The 17,958-nt window shown below is 59.3% G+C and carries 13 protein-coding genes; 6 read left to right on the top strand and 7 right to left on the bottom strand.

Going from position 1 to position 17,958, the window contains the following annotated elements; all coding sequences use genetic code 11:
• The first annotated feature begins 78 nt into the window (after positions 1-78).
• Positions 79-1,140, top strand: coding sequence for a hypothetical protein (locus VB780_RS28150; protein WP_323354510.1), 1,062 nt, complete (start codon positions 79-81; stop codon positions 1,138-1,140).
• 573 nt (positions 1,141-1,713) lie between these two features.
• On the opposite strand, the gene VB780_RS31530 is transcribed toward VB780_RS28150, so the two are convergent.
• On the bottom strand, positions 1,714-2,694 hold the full coding sequence (locus VB780_RS31530) for an SDR family NAD(P)-dependent oxidoreductase (protein ID WP_416349271.1): 981 nt from the start codon (positions 2,692-2,694) through the stop codon (positions 1,714-1,716).
• A gap of 128 nt (positions 2,695-2,822) precedes the next feature.
• Here VB780_RS31530 and VB780_RS28160 point away from each other — a divergent pair, with 128 nt between their 5' ends.
• The 3 genes from VB780_RS28160 to VB780_RS28170 all read left to right on the top strand — a co-directional run bounded on the left by VB780_RS28160 (position 2,823) and on the right by VB780_RS28170 (position 4,260).
• Entirely contained in the window at positions 2,823-3,047 is a 225-nt protein-coding gene (locus tag VB780_RS28160; RefSeq protein WP_323354511.1) for an acetyltransferase, read from the top strand.
• Between the two features lie 134 nt (positions 3,048-3,181).
• Entirely contained in the window at positions 3,182-3,562 is a 381-nt protein-coding gene (locus VB780_RS28165) for a DoxX family protein (protein WP_323354512.1), read from the top strand.
• A 206-nt stretch (positions 3,563-3,768) separates the two neighbouring features.
• A complete protein-coding gene (locus VB780_RS28170; protein WP_323354513.1) occupies positions 3,769-4,260 on the top strand; it encodes a hypothetical protein in 492 nt (163 codons plus the stop codon).
• An 89-nt stretch (positions 4,261-4,349) separates the two neighbouring features.
• Here the strand turns inward: VB780_RS28170 and VB780_RS28175 are convergent, their stop codons facing one another.
• A complete protein-coding gene (locus VB780_RS28175) occupies positions 4,350-4,964 on the bottom strand; it encodes a DedA family protein (RefSeq protein WP_323354514.1) in 615 nt (204 codons plus the stop codon).
• A gap of 225 nt (positions 4,965-5,189) precedes the next feature.
• Entirely contained in the window at positions 5,190-7,877 is a 2,688-nt protein-coding gene (locus tag VB780_RS28180; RefSeq protein WP_323354515.1) for a cation-transporting P-type ATPase, read from the bottom strand.
• Positions 7,878-8,057: 180 nt separating this feature from the next.
• Between VB780_RS28180 and VB780_RS28185 the strand changes: the two genes are divergently transcribed.
• Positions 8,058-9,140: a DUF3616 domain-containing protein gene (locus VB780_RS28185; RefSeq protein WP_323354516.1), complete on the top strand. Its 1,083-nt coding sequence runs from the start codon at positions 8,058-8,060 to the stop codon at positions 9,138-9,140.
• A 46-nt stretch (positions 9,141-9,186) separates the two neighbouring features.
• On the opposite strand, the gene VB780_RS28190 is transcribed toward VB780_RS28185, so the two are convergent.
• The 4 genes from VB780_RS28190 to VB780_RS28205 all read right to left on the bottom strand — a co-directional run bounded on the left by VB780_RS28190 (position 9,187) and on the right by VB780_RS28205 (position 11,558).
• Positions 9,187-9,615: a DUF6335 family protein gene (locus VB780_RS28190; RefSeq protein ID WP_323354517.1), complete on the bottom strand. Its 429-nt coding sequence runs from the start codon at positions 9,613-9,615 to the stop codon at positions 9,187-9,189.
• Between the two features lie 260 nt (positions 9,616-9,875).
• Positions 9,876-10,313 carry an MgtC/SapB family protein gene (locus VB780_RS28195; RefSeq protein ID WP_323354518.1) on the bottom strand — a complete coding sequence of 146 codons (438 nt, stop codon included), beginning with the start codon at positions 10,311-10,313 and terminating at the stop codon, positions 9,876-9,878.
• On the bottom strand, positions 10,310-11,209 hold the full coding sequence (locus VB780_RS28200) for a YihY/virulence factor BrkB family protein (RefSeq protein WP_323354519.1): 900 nt from the start codon (positions 11,207-11,209) through the stop codon (positions 10,310-10,312). Before VB780_RS28200 ends, VB780_RS28195 begins: the two co-directional genes overlap by 4 nt.
• A 163-nt stretch (positions 11,210-11,372) precedes the next feature.
• Positions 11,373-11,558 carry a hypothetical protein gene (locus tag VB780_RS28205; protein ID WP_323354520.1) on the bottom strand — a complete coding sequence of 62 codons (186 nt, stop codon included), beginning with the start codon at positions 11,556-11,558 and terminating at the stop codon, positions 11,373-11,375.
• Between the two features lie 435 nt (positions 11,559-11,993).
• On the opposite strand from VB780_RS28205, the gene VB780_RS28210 reads away from it, so the two are divergent.
• The gene (locus tag VB780_RS28210; protein ID WP_323354521.1) at positions 11,994-17,921 is read left to right on the top strand and encodes an EAL domain-containing protein; all 5,928 of its coding nucleotides are present in this window, start codon (positions 11,994-11,996) and stop codon (positions 17,919-17,921) included.
• The last annotated feature ends 37 nt before the right edge of the window (positions 17,922-17,958 follow it).

The following is a 17,958-nucleotide window of genomic DNA, read 5'->3' on the forward strand; positions in this document are numbered from 1 at the left end:
ATCGCTAGAAGCAAAGCCAGGAGAGGATTCTACGGTATTTTAGGTAGGGTTTTACGCGACGTTTATACAGGTGGCAAAATGCCCTTTTCAATGCAGCATCCCAGCCGCCACGTGTGGGATTTTTGGTATCACTTTGACCCGCAGGCCAAACTCTTTCATGTGTTTTATCTCAATGCCGATCGCAACCTAGTCTCATCGGGGCAGCACCACTACGCCTCCTGCGTGGGCCACGCCACCACCACCGATTTTGTCAATATCGACTGGGGCGACGAGGGCAATTTTGACGTGCTAAAACCGCCCCTAGGGCACTGGGCCAATACCTGCGTCTGGAGCGGAGACATTATCAAAGCCAAAAACAGCTATCTCATGTTCTACACATCGAGAAACCGCCACCAAGACGATGGCAAGACCCAAAGCATAGGCGTGGCTTACACCCGCGATTTGTTCGCTAAGCAGTGGCATTTTTTTGACACTCAACTAAAGCCAAAATTCTTTTACCAAACCCGAGGCATTACCGGCGATCTCACCATTCACGCCTGGCGCGATCCATTTTTGTTTCGGCATCGAGAGAGTCGCCAAATTTTTATGCTGGTGTCCGCTAAGACGCAGCATGGCCCCATCGGCAAGCGTGGCGCGATCGCCCTATTGCACACCACCGAAGCCGACTTTGCCCAGGTGGTGTGCGGCGATCGCCCATGGCAATACCTAACTCCGCTCGTAGCGCCCGGCTGCTACGCCGAAATGGAAGTGCCGCAGCTCTATCGTCATACCCACGGCAGCTATGAACTGGTGTTCTCCTGCTGGGCCAAGTACGATTTTTCATCCGTTACAGGAGGGGTAGGCGGTTTCCAGAGCATCATGGTTCCCCAACTCTGGACGGATGAGCGCGATAGTCAAAGACCGGCCCGAGAGGGCGTTGGCGCAGCCTCTCCAAGGGAGAATCGCAGCCCCTCCCCCCCTGCCAGCCTAACTATCCGGGTGCTGACCCCAGAAAACCAGGGGCTCTATGCCTGCCGGATCGTGCCTGAATTGGATGGCGCGATCGTGGGCTTTGACATCCAGACGGGCGGCATTCGCCCCAGCGGCATCCACACCCATCTGGCCGCAGTGGATCGTGACTTTTCAGATTTAGCGGTTTGACCCTCATCAGCGCCTTGGGCATGGCTACGGCACGACTATTACGCGCAGGCGGATCTAGCTTCGACTCCGCTCAGCCAGCAGAGTGCGGAGTCTCACTGCCTTGACTTGGCGCTGGGAGGGCCGTATCAGTCGTTGAGCTGAGCGATCGCCGCAGGGTCATATAGCCAAGCCATAGTCACCTGGGTTAAGACAGAATCCTCAGAAACGTTTGAACGTTCAAACGTTTCTGAGGATTCTGTCTTAACCAGACTGGCTATAGCTATACATCTTCAAGCTGGATATCGATAATGAATCGACCGAGACCGACAGCACCAGGGGGCCACCCACCGCAGGCGAATGGTCTCGGCACTGTGCACCGGCTAGGCCACACTGCCTCAAGGCAGAAGGGATGCGATCGCTACACCAGAGGCCCAAAGCCGACGCACAGGCTGAATTATAGATGGGGGATGGAATCAGTCTGAGCGGGGATTGCACGGCGGGGGTGCCAGATTATGTCGCCCCCAACAGCTTTCTCAAGCCCTGGGTATTAGTCGTTTGCAGCCAGGGCGTTCTGCCGCCCGATGCCACGGCTGTTTAGGCCTTGGGGGAACCCAGTGGCCCCAGCAGCAAAAACGGCCAGGGCAGTTCTAGATCGGGCACTAGCCCCGCGTAGGGCCGCAGCCCCGGTACCGCGTAGGGCAGCACAAACCGCAGCGACCTGAGCGATGCCGGTCGATTGCCTTCAACATCCACCGCACCAAAGGTTTTGGCCAGCTCGGCAACAATCTGCACCTGGCCCGTGCGGCGCAGCAGGTGGCGATCGCTCGCCAGGGCCGCAATCACCCGCCCGGTGAGCAGCGGGGTTTCCCAGTTGTAGTGCTCCCCAGAGGAATCGTCCTCCGCGCCAGAGGGTTGCCCCTTCCCCAGACCCATCTCGGCGGCAAACTCGGTCATCAGCTCGGTGCCGACAATGCCCGGCCAAATTGAGAGGGAGGTTACGCCGTGGGGTTTGAGTTCGACCGCCATATCTGCCGCCAGGCGATCGCAGGCCGCCTTGCCTACGCCGTAGGGCACTCCAAAAATGTAAGACAGCCCGCCCCACGACGACAGGGTGCAGATTAGACCTCGCTGACGCGGCACCATCAGGCGAGCGGCATAGACGCTGGCTAGGTAGTGGCTACGCAGCCCCACGGCATTGCATGCATCCCAAAAATCGGCGGGTTCGGCCTGCCAAAAGGGCTTGCCGTAGGCGGCCTTGAGCGCTGGCACCCCGGCGTAGGCGTTGTTCACCAACAGATCGAGCTGGCCCTTTTGCTCGGTTTGAATGCGATCGAAGAGAGCCTCCACCTGGTCATCGTCACCGTGGTCTACCTGCACCGCGATCGCCGTTCCGCCCGCCTGGTTCACCGCAGCGGCGGTTTCTTCGAGCGACCCCATTGAGGCGGCGGCGGCGGTGAGGGTGCGCCCCGTGATGTAGACCACCGCCCCGGCTTCCCCCAAACCGATGGCAATCCCTTTGCCCAACCCCCGCGTGGCCCCAGTTACCAACGCAACCTGTCCTTCAAGCCGTTTCATCGATACATCCTTTTATCTATTTAGACAGAAGCCCTGGCCCTTCTATTTAGATAGCCTAGAGCCACCGGCGGCGCTGACACTGCAATGCTGGCCCTCCCTATCTCACCGTAAACCCCAACTGTAAAATCATGTTTGTTAAAGACACCCAAGACCAGACGCTGATCAAAGTAATTGATGTCACCGATTTAATCGATCCCCAGAGCAATGAGATTCAGGGGCGACAGCAGGCTGGCGAAGAAGAGCAGCCCCCTCAGTCCTACGAAAAGTCGCGCCTTCAGTTTCCCTCTGGCGAAGCCCTGCCCCAGTGCTGGACTAACCCAGACTACAAACTGCAACAGAGCCCTACTCCCTAAGAAGTTGCTCAGCCCCCTGCGCCGTAATCCAAAATGTTGGATTCCAGCCCAGGGAATTAACTGTTTTCACCCCCGACCTATCCCCACGACCGTCGGGTTTATCTAAGCCCATAGCCGATCCAAGTCTTTGAGCCATGCATCGCATTGAGCACAGCAAAACCACCCTGCGGGGCATTTTGGCCGTCTGCATGGTGGTGGCTGGCGTGCTGCATTTTGCCCAGCCAGAGCCGTTCATTCGCATTGTGCCGGGCTTTTTGCCCGCCCCTGCGGCCCTGGTCTACATCAGCGGCGTAATAGAGATCGCGCTAGGAATTGGCCTGCTGGTGCCTGCTGCTCGCCAGATTGCCGCGTGGGGACTGGTGGCGCTGTTTATTGCGGTGTTTCCGGCCAACCTCAATATGGCGATCAATCATATTCAAATTGCTGGGATTCCCGATGCCTGGTGGTTTCAGGCCATTCGGCTGCCGTTTCAGCTAGTGCTGATTGCCTGGGCCTACTGGTACACCAAAGACTAATGCTTTTTGCCTGCCTCAAATTTCAGTCTTGAGGGTGAGTTGTAGAGAGGTGAAACCCATCCCTGGAGCGATAGGCTCGGCCCTGGCCTGTTGATAGTCTTAAACAACAATTCAGGTAAAATGGGCTATTGTCATGGGTTCCGAGCCAAACAGTTGTGAGGCCCGCAGCGACGGCATCTTCTACCACTCTACGTTTGGGGTTTACCATGCAAACTCGTCGAAGGCAGCCTTCTAACGACTGGACTAAGGGCTCAAGGGGCATCATCAGTTTTTTTGTGCTTTTTTTGGCGGTTGGCTTTTTGCTGTACCAGCTATTCACTAGTGTGCTGTTTGCCCTCAGCTATTCTTCTGGGGCCGGAGCCCGCAGCCTGGCGGCGGCCCTGTTCCCGCTGACGGTTTTAATCTATTTGGGGTTTATTGCTCGACTGCAAATTCCCACCCGAGAGAGCCGCGCGCCAGTGATCAACAGCTTCATCATCTTCCTGTTTTGGACGATGCTGGTGCTCGGCATTGATATTACCAACGAGACCGCCTATTTTCCCATTGAAGAATTGCTCTACTCGCTAACGCTGTCTGCCATGCTCTGGCGCTACAAATATCGTGGTCAGTTTCAGGCTCTGATCGCCTGCTGCTACGGCGTTTTGGCTGGAGCCTTGGCGGCGGTTATCGTATTTGGCATGAATCCTGTTGCCATGTAGCGGCAGCGAATATGCTTCAAATTCAGCGCAGCGAGCACCCTTCGAAGGGTGCTCGCTGCGCTGTCTGGGAATTTGAGATCAACAACGAGCTAAGACTGACGGTGGCGGCGGCGCTTGGCAATCCAAATCACCGCGGCGATCGCACAGCTAATCAGCACAATTTTGCTCACTGGCCCCAGCCACTCCTGCACCCGATCAAACTGATCACCCAAAACATAGCCCGCCACCGCCAGCGCCCCCGTCCACAGCACCGTGCCCAGGGCAGAGTAGCTCAGGTAGGGCAGCAGCGGCATATGGCTGAGCCCCGCTGGCACCGACACATAGGTGCGCACCCCCGGCACCATGCGGCCCAGGCCCACCACCCAGCTGCCGCCGGTCTGCTGAAAAAATGCGATCGCTTTTTCTATGTCTTTGGGCTTTAGCGTCAGCCAGCGGCCGTGGCGTTCGACCCAGCCCATCAGCTGTTCGTGGGTAATCAGCAGGCCCACCACGTACCAGGCCGAGGCCCCAATCAACGACCCCAACGACCCGGCCAAGATCACCCCCGCCAGGGTCATATCGGAGGTGCTGCTGCTGCTGACGAACCCGGCCAGGGGCATCACCAACTCTGAGGGAATGGGCGGAAACAAATGCTCCAGCACCATCAGGCCAAAGATGCCCAAATAACCGAGGGATTCGATCCAGGTGGTGATCCAGTCAAACATGGGTGGGGGAGGGGGGAAAGAGAGAAGAGAGAAACGGGGAAAAGGCTTTGGGGTGGGGGATGAGCGGAGGAGATTTTCACAGGAAAGGCAATCCTAGGATTATCTAGTGCCTGTAGCCGCTGTAGGGTGAGCATTGCCCATCCCTGGAACTGTTTTCTATACGTCGGCCTATGGGATGCCTTGAACCCCATACCTTAAGCCTTTTCCCCTTCCCCGCTGGCCCTGCTACTGCTTTTTCTTGCGTTCAAACAGCACTTTACCCAGTTGCCCCACCACCAGCGGAATCAGACTGGCCCCAAACACCAGCCCCCAAGATCGCCACGACAGGCCGGTGGTGCCGAGGGCATCGGAGAGGCCAGGGGCATAGACCGCTGCCAGCAGAATCAGGGTGCAGATGCCGAGGGCGCCCCAAACGTAGGGGTTGCGGGTGACTTCGTTGTTGAACACAGCGGTGCCCCGGCTGCGCATGTTAAAAATATGCCAGAGGCGGCCAAAGGCCAGGGTCATAAATGAAATCGTCACGGCCTCGGTGCTGTCGAGCTGCCAGACTTGCAGGGCGATCGCAAAGGCTCCCAGCGTCGTTGCGGCAATTAGCAGCCCGTAGAGGGCAATGGCAATCCAGTGGTCTTGGGTGAGCACGGCCTCGTTGCCCTTGCGCGGCGGGCGCTGCATCATGGTCTCGTCGCCCTCGCCCAGGCCCAGCGCCAGAGCGGGAAACACGTCGTTGACGGCGTTGATGTAGAGAATTTGCAGGGGCAGCAGGGGCAGGGGCGCATTCAGCACCGAGGCCACGGCCACGGCGATGATTTCCCCGGTGTTGCCCGACAGCAGGTACAGGGTGAACTGGCGAATATTGCGAAAAATTGCCCGCCCCTGGGCCACCGCCGCCACAATCGTGGCAAAGGAGTCGTCTTGCAGCACCATGTCGGCGGCCTCCTGGGCCACCTGGGTACCTCGCTGGCCCATGGCCACGCCAATGTTGGCTTTTTGCAGCGCCGGGGCATCGTTGACGCCATCTCCGGTCATCGCCACGATCGCCCCGTCGGCCTGGTGTAGCGCAATTAAATTCAGCTTTTGCTCGGGGCTAACCCGGGCGAAGATCGACACCTGCTGAAGCTCCTGGCGGTTTTGCTCGGTCAGGTCGTCCAGGGGCTTCAATGCTTTGCCGGAGAGCGCCTGGGCTTCGTTGTCGCTGACCAAGCCTACGGCCAACCCAATATTGCGCGCCGTAATTTGCTGGTCGCCAGTCACCATCACCACCCGAATGCCCGCCTGGTGACAGGCTTTGATGGCATCTTTGACCCCCTGGCGCGGCGGATCTTCGAGGCCCACGACCCCCAGCAGCATCAGGTCGGCGTAGGGGTCGGCCTCGGCAGCCGCGACGGTTTTGGTGGCAAAGGCCAGCACCCGCAGCCCGGCTTCGGCGGTTTCGCGCAGGCGCTGCTGCCAGCGATCGCGGCTGCCCGCATCTAGCGCCTGACGGCCCTCATCTGCCAAGTAGTGGGTGCAGCGCTCTAGCACCGCCTCGGGGGCACCCTTCACCGCCACCCAGTAGCCATTCTCGGCGCTGTGCACCGTCGCCATCATTTTGATGTCGGGGTCAAAGGCCACTTCGCGCTCCTCGGGGAGGTGCGATCGCACCTCTCCCCGATGCATCTGGGCCTGCTGTCCCACATTGAGCAGGGCTATTTCCATCGGGTCGCCAATGGTGTGGTGGTCCGGGGCGTCAGGATCTTGCAGTTCGGCGTTGTTGCAGAGCACCGCCACCTGGAGCAGCTGTTGCACAGCGTTGTGCTGCTGGGGGTCAATCCCCTGGCCCGCCAGCTCAAACGACCCATCTCCCCCCACCTGAACGGTGCCCGCATCCACCACAATCTGGCTGACGGTCATGCGGTTTTGGGTCAGGGTGCCGGTTTTGTCGGTGCAGATAATGCTGGTTGACCCCAGGGTTTCGACCGCCGAAAGGCGGCTGATTAAAGCATTTTGCTTGGCCATGCGCCACATGCCCCGGGCCAGAGCCACCGTCGCCACAATGGGCAGGCCTTCAGGGACAGCGGCGACGGAAAGGGCGATCGCCGTTTCGACCATCAGCACCAGGTCTTTGCCCTGTACAATACCGCTCACCGCCACGATCGTCGCAATCACCAGCGTCACCCAGATCAGCCGCCGCCCCAGCTGGTCGAGGCGCTGCTCTAGGGGAGTCTGCTCACCCCCCGCCTGGGCCGCCAGCGACGAAATATGCCCCAGCTCCGTCTCCATGCCGGTGGCGGTGACAATGCCCTCGGCAGACCCCCGGGTAATGGCCGTGCCCTTAAAGATGCGGTTGGTTTGCTCCGCCAAAGATAGATCGGCCTCGACCGGCTCCGTGATTTTGCTGGCGGGCAGCGATTCCCCGGTCAGGGCCGACTCATCGGCCTGGAGGTTTGACGCGGTAATCAGGCGAATGTCGGCGGGCACCATGTCGCCCCCCTCTAGCACCACCAGGTCACCGGGCACCAGCTCGTCGGCCCCCACCTGCTTTACCTGCCCCTCGCGGCGCACCTTGGCGTGGGTCTGGCTGAGCTGCTGCAGCGACTCCATCGATTTCACCGCCCGCAGCTCGGTGGTAAAGCCAATGACGGCGTTGAGGGCGATCGCAATCCCCACCGCAATGCCCTCAATCCACTCTTGAAAGGCAAAGGCCAGCACGGCAGCCACCGCCAGCAGAGCAATAATTGGGCTCTTAAACTGATCGATAAAGATTGCCCCCGCCCCGCGCTGCTTTGCCACCTCCAGTCGGTTCCAGCCGTATTTTTCTCGCTGGCGGCTGACCTGGCGATCGCTGAGTCCCTGCTTTGCATCAACGCCAAACGCCGCCAATATTTCCTGGGGCTGGGCTTGTACAACCTCGGTCGGCGAAACAGGACTCTCCATGCAGGCTCCTCAGGGCTTAAAAAATTACGCCCTCCAACTCTACGCTGAGCGATTTTCTTAGTCCTCTATCTCTCTGTAGAAGATTGGCCCCCAGCGGCGTAATTTCTTTCTTTTGAAAGAGGTCACAGTTGGGCAGCCTGTTTAGGCTAATGATTGCTAAGTAAAAGGTCATTTGATCCTATGGCGAACGGTTTTTTGCTCAGTCGGGCTCTGCTAAGATTCCAAACCGACTCCGAGGATCTACTCGCTGAGCTATCCGCCGTCACCCGCACCCCCGATGGCCATCTCTGGCTCGGTTCCGACGAATTTATTACCTTAGAACGGTTGACCCCCATGGGTGACGGGGTCTACGGCAACCACAAAACCTTTCATCTCAAAAATTTCATCGAGCTGTTTGATCACGAATCTGAAATCGACATCGAAGGGCTTGACTACAGCGATGGCTATCTCTGGGTAGTGGGTTCCCACAGCTTTAAACGCAACAAGGCTAAGGGCAAAAAGCCCCAAAAAGATATTCAGCGCCTGTCTGAAATTGATCGCGACCCCAACCGATCGCTGCTGGCCCGGCTGCCCGTGCTCAACGGCGAAATTATGCCCACCTACGCCCGCTCAGACCAGAGCGGCGATACCCTAACGGCGGCCAGCCTCAAGAAAGTCGATGGCCATAACCTGCTGTTTGAGGCCCTAACCGAGGACGAGCACCTGGGGCCGTTTCTGAAGATGCAGTTGCCCTCTAAGGATAACGGGTTCGACATTGAGGGCATTGCCGTCAGTGGCAGCAAGATCTTTTTAGGCCTGCGCGGCCCGGTGCTGCGGGGCTGGGCCATCATTCTCGAAATTGAAGTCGAAGACGGCGAACCCGGCGTGCTCGCCCTCAAGGATCTGGGCGACGGCTGCCTCTACCGCAAGCATTTTCTCGACCTCAACGGCCAGGGCATTCGCGAGCTGTGCCTCTACAAGGGCGATCTGCTGATCTTAGCTGGCCCCACCATGGAACTCGAAGGGGCCATGCAGATGTTTCGCCTGGGAGAGGTGCTTGACCACACCGACGACACCCTGTGGAGCCAAGACTCTGGCCAGCTAAAGGTTTTGTTTGATCTGCCCTTTACTATCGGCTCTGACCATGCCGAAGGGCTTGCCCTGGTGCCCTGCCTCGGCTATGACGACGGGCTGATGGTCGTTTACGATTCTCCCGACCCAGCCCGTCGTCCCGATCCCAAAGCGGTGTTTGCCGACATATTTCGTCTGCCCAGCCTGAAATAACGCAATTACAGCTATTTCTACTTTGACTGAATAGGCAAAGATAACGCTAAGATTCAGAATCCTTAGATTCAGGATCGAGTTCAAACCTCTGGTCATCCCGGCGATTCATTTCGTTCAGCACCCCAACGGGATGCTCGGGCTGGGTGTTAATGCCAGCGGCGGCAGCGATGGCGTCAACGTCGTTTTGTTCGGGGGTTGGGGTGGTGCCACCAACAGCCTCTTCGCCTACGGCCTCGGCTCGCTCTGCGATCGCATCGGGATCGCCCGCCGTCAGGGGGCTGCCTGTTGCCATCGCGCGATCGCTCTGCTCCTCGGCATCTAGGCTCGCGCTGGCATCCCTCGGCTCAACCTGGGCCGCTTCCACCTCTGCCCTACTGGCCGGAAGGTGAATGATGGGCTCATTGGCCGGAGGGGGGGCCGCATCCGCGTCGTGGGGAAGAAGGTTCTCGCCAAGATCGGTTGTTTTAGGGTTCATTGAGTTATTTTGAGCCATAGAACTTGGGGCCAAATCATATTGTTTTGACTGCAAAGCTAACGCCATACTGTCAACGCCAAAGTACCTCCAATAGGCACTTGCTGAGGCAGTTGCCGTTAACCTTAGCAATTGGCCCAGCTTAACAATGCTGCGATCGCAAATTTATCATCCTATTGATGGATCTTTAGCAGAGAATCTATCCTCTCAATACCAAAAAAATAGCGATCGCTCTAGCAAATTTCAGCTCAATGGAGCAAGGATTAGGGTAACTGAACGCGGTCTTCAGCAAATTTCACCAGGCGCAAAATTCCCAACGCAAATCCTGTCCCCAAAAGACCGAGTTGCCATAGCCCTAACCCGGCAGCGACCCCGGCCCCAGCCGATATCCAAATGGCCGTGGCGGAGGTCAATCCCCGCACCCGGCCTTCTCGCAAAATAGAGCCTGCCCCCACAAACCCAACCCCGGTAATAATCCCCTGAAGGCAACGGGCCATGGCGGTACTGTCAGATTCGGTCAGGCCGCTTTGGATGGGGATTAAAATAAACAGAGCCGCCCCCAAAGTCACCAGCATATTTGTTCTTAGCCCGGCAGCTTTGCGGCTAAATTCTCGGTCAATCCCAATTAACATTCCCAGGACAACGGCGATACTCAGGCGACCAGCAACTGCTATCCACGGAATGGGAGTAAGAGCAGTCATGGTTGATCGGGCGATGGCTCTCGCTGAACGGCATACTTGTTGGGTTTAATCTGCGAGCCAAAGTGGCGGCTGTAAACCTCAGTGAGTTCGGCCCCGTAAAATAAGATTTGGGCCGAATAAAACACCCAAACCAGCAAAATAATCACCGACCCTGCCGCCCCGTAGGATGAGGAAAAACTGCTGTTGCCCAGGTACAAGCCAATCAAATATTTGCCTACCGAAAACAAAACAGCGGTGGCGGCGGCCCCAAACCAGACATCGCGCCAGGCGATAATTGCATCGGGCAAATACTTAAACATCAGGGCAAAGAGTAGAGTCGTTAGGCCAAAGCCCAACACAATATTGAAGAGCTGCACCAGCGCATCTAGCCCCGGCATTAGGGTCTGAAGATAGCCAGAAAACCCTGAGATGACGGAAGTCGCAAGCAGTGACACCAGCAGCAAAAAACCGATGACAATAATCATCCCCAGCGACAGCAGCCGCTTCCGAAACTGATCGACAATGCCGACGCCGGGACAAGCTTCAATATTCCAAATCCTATTGAGCGCCATCTGTAGCTGCGATAGCACCCCCGTAGCGCCCACAATCAGCAGCACAATGCTGATCACTGAGGCCACCCAGCCCGTGTTTTCGCCGGGACGATTGGCGTTGTCGAGCACGGTGCGCACAAAGTCGGCGCTGGCACCGCCCATCAGCGATTCTACCTGACCCATGAGCTGGTCGCGCACGGCGGCGTTGTCAAAGAAGAGGCCGGCGATCGCGATCGCCAAAATCAGCAGCGGCGCTAGGGAAAACAGCGTGTAGTAGGCCAGTGCTGCCGCGAGCTGCGATGCCTGATCTTGATTCCACGCCTGAAATGCTTGCTTAAGCAGTCGCAAAACTTGCTTTGGGCTCATGTTGTCTGGACTCTTGTAAACTTGGTCGGACTCAGCCGCTGCTGGGGGAGTAAACGTGCGGCCCGTGGCCTAGTACCACCGGGCCACAGCGCGTCCCATCGAGAAATTGCTGGAGGTTTCTCACCCAGTATTTCTCTATGAATATGGGGAATACGAGCCGCCGCTAGTCATCCCCTTCAGCCCCTTCGACCCCTTCAGTTCCTTCTTCCTCATTCTCTAGCGACTCAGCCCCAGTCGGGTCGGTTTCTAGCTGCTCATCGACCTCGGTTTCCTGGGGAGCGTCGCAGGCGATCGCCAGCGTAGACAGGCCAAACAGAAGCGGTAAAGCCATCCAACGAGATGCTTGCATGGGTATTCTCTCAGCAACGTGTTGTCAGCAGCCTATAGGATTGGCCAAGAAACAGGACTCTATCGTGAGAAATAGTCTTCTTTAGCCAAAATAGACAGATTTAGCCCAGCCCAAACCCTCGCTCCCCGCAGTTCGCCATTGGATCTGGGCTTCCTAGGGGCAAGGGGGGCTCTGCCGGGGCCGGGGCGGAGGCGCTAGGGCCAGGGTCTTTTTCTCTCAGCCCTACGATCTTCGCGATCTGCTCAAAACAGCTGCTGCCTAGTACGCTGCGGTAGAAACGACCTAGACAATGGCAGCTGTTTTGCCCTAGAGCAGGCCAACGCTATCAAGCCCTGGTCAGCTGAGCTTAAATAGGGGTACAGCCCAGGGAGAGCTTTGCTCTGCGCTGCGACTCGTCATAGCAGGCAAGTCCGGGAAGAATAGAAAGAGCATTCAATGACTCATTCGATGATTGAGCTGCCTGGATATCGTCTCTTAGATCAGCTGCACGTTGGGGTTAAAAGTCTGGTTTACCGGGGGCAGCGGCTGGCCGATGGCCAGACGGTAATCGTCAAGGTGTTGCGCAGCGAACGGCCAACCCGGGATGAACTGATGCAGTTTCGCCATCAGTATGCGATCGCCCGGGGGTTGCACCTGCCCACCATCGTGCAGCCCTACGATCTGATTCCCTACCGCCAGAGCTACGCGCTGATTTTAGAAGACTTTGGCGGCATTGCCCTCAGCCAGTGGCTGGAGCAGCGCCGGGCGGCGGGCCATGACGGGCTAGAGCTGTCGGAGTTTCTGGCGATAGCCCAGCAGCTCGCCGCTATTCTTCAGCACCTCAACGATCACGGCATCATTCACAAAGACATCAAACCCAGCAACCTGCTGATTGATCCGGCCACCCGACAGGTGAAGCTGACCGACTTTAGCCTAGCTTCGCGCCTGCCGCGCGAGGCGCTGCCCCAGCAGCGCTACAGCATGTTAGAGGGCACCCTGGCCTACATTTCCCCCGAGCAGACCGGACGCATCAATCGCGGGGTTGACTACCGCACCGACTACTACTCCCTCGGCGTCACCCTGTACGAGCTGCTGACCGGGCAGGTGCCGTTTACCGCCGATACCCTGATGGGCCTGGTGTATTGCCACATTGCCAAGCCACCGCCGCCGATCGCCAGCCTAAGCCCGACTGTACCGGCAGCGGTAGCCGCGATCGTCGGCAAGCTGATGGCCAAAAACCCGGAGGATCGCTACCAGAGTGCCGTGGGTCTGCACCATGACCTGGAACGGTGCCGCACGCAGCTAGAGCAGACGAAGCAGATAGCCGCCTTTGAGCTGGGGCAGCGCGATCGCAGCCAGCGCTTTCTAATTCCCGAAAAGCTCTACGGTCGAGAGCAAGCGGTGGCCGCGGTGCTGGCCGCGTTTGAACGGGTTGGCGGAGCCGGGTCTGGGTCTAGGGAGGGGGGCGGCGGCGAAATTGTGCTCGTCGCGGGCTACTCAGGGGTGGGCAAAACGGCGGTGGTGAACGAAGTCCAGAAGCCGCTGGCGCGCCAGCAGGGCTACTTCATTCAGGGCAAGTTTGACCAGTTCAGGCGTAATACCCCTTTTTCGGGCTTTTTGACCGCCCTGCAAGGGCTGATGCAGCAGCTGCTTAGCGAGCCCGAGGCCCAGCTGCGGGCCTGGCACAGCGATATTTTGGCCGCCCTGGGCACCAATGGCCAGCTGCTGATTGACGTCATCCCCGAGCTGGAGCAGATCATTGGCCCCCAACCGCCCGTGGTAGAGCTCTCTGGCCAGGCGGCGCAGCATCGCTTTAATCGCCTGTTTCAAAACTTTGTGCAGGTGTTTGCTGCGCCCCAGCACCCTTTGGTGGTGTTCTTAGACGATTTGCAGTGGGCCGATCTGGCCTCGCTCCAGCTGATAACGCTGCTGATGGGCGACCTCCATTACCCTCACCTGCTGTTGATTGGAGCCTATCGCGACAATGAGGTCAGCCCGGCCCACCCGCTGATGCTCACCCTCGACACCCTGCGCCAGAGCGAGGCCACGATTAGCACCATTACGTTGCCACCCCTGTCGGCGGCCAGCCTCAGTCAGCTGGTTGCCGATACCCTGGTCTGCCCGGTGCCCCTGGCCCAGCCCCTGGCCGATCTGGTCTACCAAAAGACCGGGGGTAACCCGTTTTTTGCCACCCAGTTTTTGCAGGCTCTGCACCAGGAGGGCGCGATCGCCTTTGACCCGGCCCAGGGAGCCTGGCAGTGTGATCTGGCGCGGGCTCGCGACGCCGCCCTCGGCGAGGATGTGGTGACCTTTATGGCCCAGCAGCTGCAAAAGCTGTCGCCCCAGACCCAGGCGATGCTCAAGCTGGCGGCCTGTATCGGCAACCCGTTTAATTTGGGCACGCTGGCGCTGGTCTCGGAGCAGCCCGAAACTGACGTGGCGATCGCCCTATGGAGCGCCCTGGAGCTGGGGCTAGTGCTACCTCAGAGCGAGATTTACACCCTGCTTCTAGAGCCGGAAGACAGTTTAGAGCCAGCGCTACTGCCTTTAGACAGGCCAGAGCTAAGCTATCAATTTCTGCACGATCGCATTCAGCAGGCGGCCTCCTCGCTGATTCCAGCCGGTCAACGACCGCAGATCCACCTCACCATTGGTCAGCTGCTGTGGCACAAGTTATCCCCAGCCCAGCGCGACGAGCAGCTGTTTACCATTGTCAACCACCTCAACGAGGGGCAGGCCCTGCTGACGGTGGCCCCCGAGCGCGAGCAGCTGGCCCAGCTCAATTTGCGGGCAGGTCGCAAGGCCAAGGCGGCCACCGCCTACCCGGCCGCGCTGGACTATCTGCGCCAGGGCATTGCCCTATTGCCCGCCAATACCTGGCGGCAGCAGTACGAGCTGACCCTGGCCCTGCACCAAGAGATCACCGAAGTCGCCTACCTCTGTACCGACTTTGAGCAAATGGAGCAGTGGGCTGCTCTCACCCTTCGCCACGCCTACAACCTGCTTGACCAACTGCCCGTCTACGAGGTGCGACTGCTGGCCGATCGGGCCCAGGGCAACTACCTGGCAGCGGTCCATACCGGGCTGGAGGTGCTGCATACCCTGGGGGTAGATCTACCCACCCAGCCCGCGCCAGCCGAGGTGCAGCAGGCCCTAGCCGCCACCCGCCAGCTCTGGGCCGGGCAATCCCCCCTTAGCCTGCTGGCCCTGCCCAGCATGGTGGATGCCCAGCGGCTAGCCGCGATGCAGATCATGACCAAGCTCAGCGCCCCCACCTACCGAGCCCTCCCGGCGCTGATGCCGCTGCTGATGGCCAAGCAGGTTGAGTTTTCGATTCGCTATGGCAACAGTTCGATCTCGATTTTTGCCTACGCGGGCTACGGCATGGCGCTGTGTGCCATGGGCGACATCGAAGCGGGCTATGGGTTTGGCCAGCTGGCCCTAGGGCTGCTAGAGCAGCTCCAGGCCACCGTCTGCGAGAGCCGGGCCGGGTACCTGGTGCACAACTTTATCAGCCACTGGCGCGACCCAATTCGCCAATCCCTGCCCGCCTTTGGGCAGGCCTACCAGAGCGGGCTGGCCACTGGAGATCTGGAGTGCGTGGTGCTCAACGCCCAGGCCTATAGCCACTACGCCTATTTTGCCGGACAGCCCCTGGCGGATTTGGCGGCGGAGATGGCCGCCTACCGGCAAACCCTGCGCCAGCTCAAACAGGTCTCGCTGAAGTGTCTCGAAATTGTGCAGCAGACGGTGCTCAACCTGCTGGGGGAAGGGGAGAATCCCTGGTGCTTGAGCGGGTCGGTGTATGAGGCCGAATCGTCGGTGCGGTTTCACCTGGAGCACAGCGATCGCACCTCCCTGTTTCACTACCACTTCAACCAGACGGTGCTCTACTTCCTGTTTGGGCAGATTGATCTGGCCGCCCAGCAGGCCGATCAGGTGGCCGACTATCTGGATGGGGGCCGGGCCCAGTTTCCTAGCGCCCTCTACGCCTACTACGACGCCCTGATTCAGCTAGCCCTCTACAACCAGACCCCCGCTGCCGACCAGCCCGCCCGCTGGCAGCGCATTCAGCAGCAGCAGGCTAAGCTGGCGCAGTGGGCCAGCTTAGCGCCCAGCAACCACCGCCACCGCTGGCAGCTGGTTGAGGCCGAAATCGCCCGAGTCGAGGGGCGCTACCTGGAGGCGATGGCGGCCTACGATGGGGCGATCGCCACCGCCAAAGCCCAGGGCTTCATTCAAGACGAGGGCTTGGCCAATGAACTGGCCGCCCGGTTTTACCTGGCCTGGGGACGCGACAATCTAGCTCAGCCCTACCTCCAGGCCGCCTATTACGCCTACGCCCACTGGGGGGCCAAGGCTAAACTGCACCAGCTCGAAACCCTCTACCCTGAGGCGTTGCAGATGATTTTATCGCCGCTGCCAGCGCCGGGGGTGCTCAGCGCCAGCGATCAGATCAGCAGCCGCACCAGCGACACCGCCGCCCTCGATTTGGCCGCCGTCATTCAGGCGTCCCAGGCGATTTCGCGAGAGCTGCGGCCCGAGCAGCTGATTGTAACCCTGATGCAGCTGGCCTTAGAAAACGCCGGGGCCGAGCGCGGTGCCCTGATTCTGCGGCAGGCCGATCGGCTTATGGTGGTGGCCCAGTGCCTCAGCGGCGAGGGGTGCCAGGGGGATCTGGTGCCCCTCGAAACCAGCCGTCACCTGCCGGTCAGCCTGATTCACTTTGTCGATCGCACCGCTGAGGCACTGGTGATCGACGACATGCGGGTTGAGCTGCGGTTTGCCGCCGACCCCTACCTCGGCCAGCACGCGCTCAAGTCGGTGTTGGGGCTGCCGCTGGTGCACAAAGGCCAGGCGATGGGCGTGCTGTACCTCGAAAACAACCTGACTACGGGGGCGTTTACCTGCGATCGCCTCCAGGTGCTCGATATTCTCTGCGCCCAGGCAGCGATCTCTTTTGAAAATGCCAACCTCTACCAGAACCTAGAACTCAGCAACCAAACGCTGCAGCAGTCCCTGACAAGTCTGCAAAAAACCCAGGCCCAGCTGCTTCGGGCCACCGATCAGCTCCAGCACGACGCCCTCTACGACGGCCTCACCAACCTGCCCAACCGCGCCTGCTTCCTCACCTCGCTCAACCGTGCCATCCAAATGCGTACCCAGTACCCCGAGCGGCTGTTTGCGGTGCTGTTTATGGATCTCGATCGGTTCAAAAACATCAACGACAGCCTCGGCCACCTGATCGGCGACGAGTTCTTGAAATTGGCCAGCCAGCGGCTGCAGCGCTGCGTGCGGCCCGCCGACATTGTGGCCCGCTTTGGCGGCGACGAATTTGCCATTTTGCTCGAAGACCTGCCCCATCCCGACGACGCCCTGGCGATCGCCCAGCGCATTCAAGACCAGTTTTCGCTGGCCTTTCGGGTCAGCGACTACGAAGTCTTTTCTACCACTAGCACCGGCATTACCTACAGCACCCTCAACTATCAGGTCGCTACCCACGTGCTGCGCGATGCCGACATCGCCCTGTACCAGGCCAAGGCCAAGGGCCGCAACCAGTACGTGGTGTTTGACCCCGCCATGCAAACCCAGATCACCCAGCGGCTTCAGCTTGAGGGCGACCTGCGGCGGGCCATTGAGGGCGAAGAATTTTGCCTTTACTACCAGCCGATTGTGTCGCTAGCCACCGGCCAGGCCAGGGGTTTTGAAGCCCTGGTGCGCTGGCGGCACCCCACCCGAGGGCTCGTTTCTCCCCTGGAGTTTATCCCCGTGGCCGAAGAAACCGGCCTGATTGGCCCCATTGGCTGGTGGGTTTTAGAAGTCGCATGCCAGCAGCTGGGCCGCTGGCATGCGGCTGCCCCCCAGGCTGTGCCGCTGACCATAAACGTCAATCTGTCCGCCATTCAGCTCCGGCAGCCCGAGCTGATCGATCGCCTAGAGGCGGTACTAGAGGCCACCCAAATTCCCCGCCAGTGCCTGAAGCTAGAGATTACCGAAAGCTGCATTCTCGAAACCTTCACCCCCGAAGCCCAGGTGCTCAAGTGGCTGAAAGCCCAGGGCGTGCGGCTCTGCATCGACGACTTTGGTACGGGCTACTCGTCCCTCAGCCGACTGCACAAGTTTCCCATCGACACCCTCAAAATCGACCGCTCCTTTGTTCAACGCCTGAACCCCACGGATCCAGACCACCAAACCTCTTTAGAAACGGTGGAGATGATTCTGACCCTGGCCCACAGCCTCGACATGGATGTGGTCGCCGAGGGTATTGAAACCGCCGCTGAACTCGCCATTCTTAAGGACTTGGGGTGTGAATTTGGCCAGGGCTATTGGTTTGCCCCACCCATGGCGACCGAGTCTGCTACCCAGTGGCTGTACCCCAGCTGAGGGCGGCTCGTTCAGCTGGAGTTCCCGAAACCACTGT

The sequence above is a fragment of the Leptolyngbya sp. CCNP1308 genome, assembly GCF_034932455.1.
In the GTDB taxonomy this organism is placed as follows: Bacteria; Cyanobacteriota; Cyanobacteriia; order Phormidesmidales; family Phormidesmidaceae; genus Nodosilinea.

What these genes read in the sequence shown, in the direction of transcription:
- VB780_RS28150 (WP_323354510.1), top strand. Translation starts at nt 79, where the DNA reads ATGCCCTTTTCAATGCAGCATCCCAGCCGCCACGTGTGGGATTTTTGG.
- VB780_RS31530 (WP_416349271.1), bottom strand. Translation starts at nt 2,694, where the DNA reads ATGAAACGGCTTGAAGGACAGGTTGCGTTGGTAACTGGGGCCACGCGG.
- VB780_RS28160 (WP_323354511.1), top strand. Translation starts at nt 2,823, where the DNA reads ATGTTTGTTAAAGACACCCAAGACCAGACGCTGATCAAAGTAATTGAT.
- VB780_RS28165 (WP_323354512.1), top strand. Translation starts at nt 3,182, where the DNA reads ATGCATCGCATTGAGCACAGCAAAACCACCCTGCGGGGCATTTTGGCC.
- VB780_RS28170 (WP_323354513.1), top strand. Translation starts at nt 3,769, where the DNA reads ATGCAAACTCGTCGAAGGCAGCCTTCTAACGACTGGACTAAGGGCTCA.
- VB780_RS28175 (WP_323354514.1), bottom strand. Translation starts at nt 4,964, where the DNA reads ATGTTTGACTGGATCACCACCTGGATCGAATCCCTCGGTTATTTGGGC.
- VB780_RS28180 (WP_323354515.1), bottom strand. Translation starts at nt 7,877, where the DNA reads ATGGAGAGTCCTGTTTCGCCGACCGAGGTTGTACAAGCCCAGCCCCAG.
- VB780_RS28185 (WP_323354516.1), top strand. Translation starts at nt 8,058, where the DNA reads ATGGCGAACGGTTTTTTGCTCAGTCGGGCTCTGCTAAGATTCCAAACC.
- VB780_RS28190 (WP_323354517.1), bottom strand. Translation starts at nt 9,615, where the DNA reads ATGAACCCTAAAACAACCGATCTTGGCGAGAACCTTCTTCCCCACGAC.
- VB780_RS28195 (WP_323354518.1), bottom strand. Translation starts at nt 10,313, where the DNA reads ATGACTGCTCTTACTCCCATTCCGTGGATAGCAGTTGCTGGTCGCCTG.
- VB780_RS28200 (WP_323354519.1), bottom strand. Translation starts at nt 11,209, where the DNA reads ATGAGCCCAAAGCAAGTTTTGCGACTGCTTAAGCAAGCATTTCAGGCG.
- VB780_RS28205 (WP_323354520.1), bottom strand. Translation starts at nt 11,558, where the DNA reads ATGCAAGCATCTCGTTGGATGGCTTTACCGCTTCTGTTTGGCCTGTCT.
- VB780_RS28210 (WP_323354521.1), top strand. Translation starts at nt 11,994, where the DNA reads ATGACTCATTCGATGATTGAGCTGCCTGGATATCGTCTCTTAGATCAG.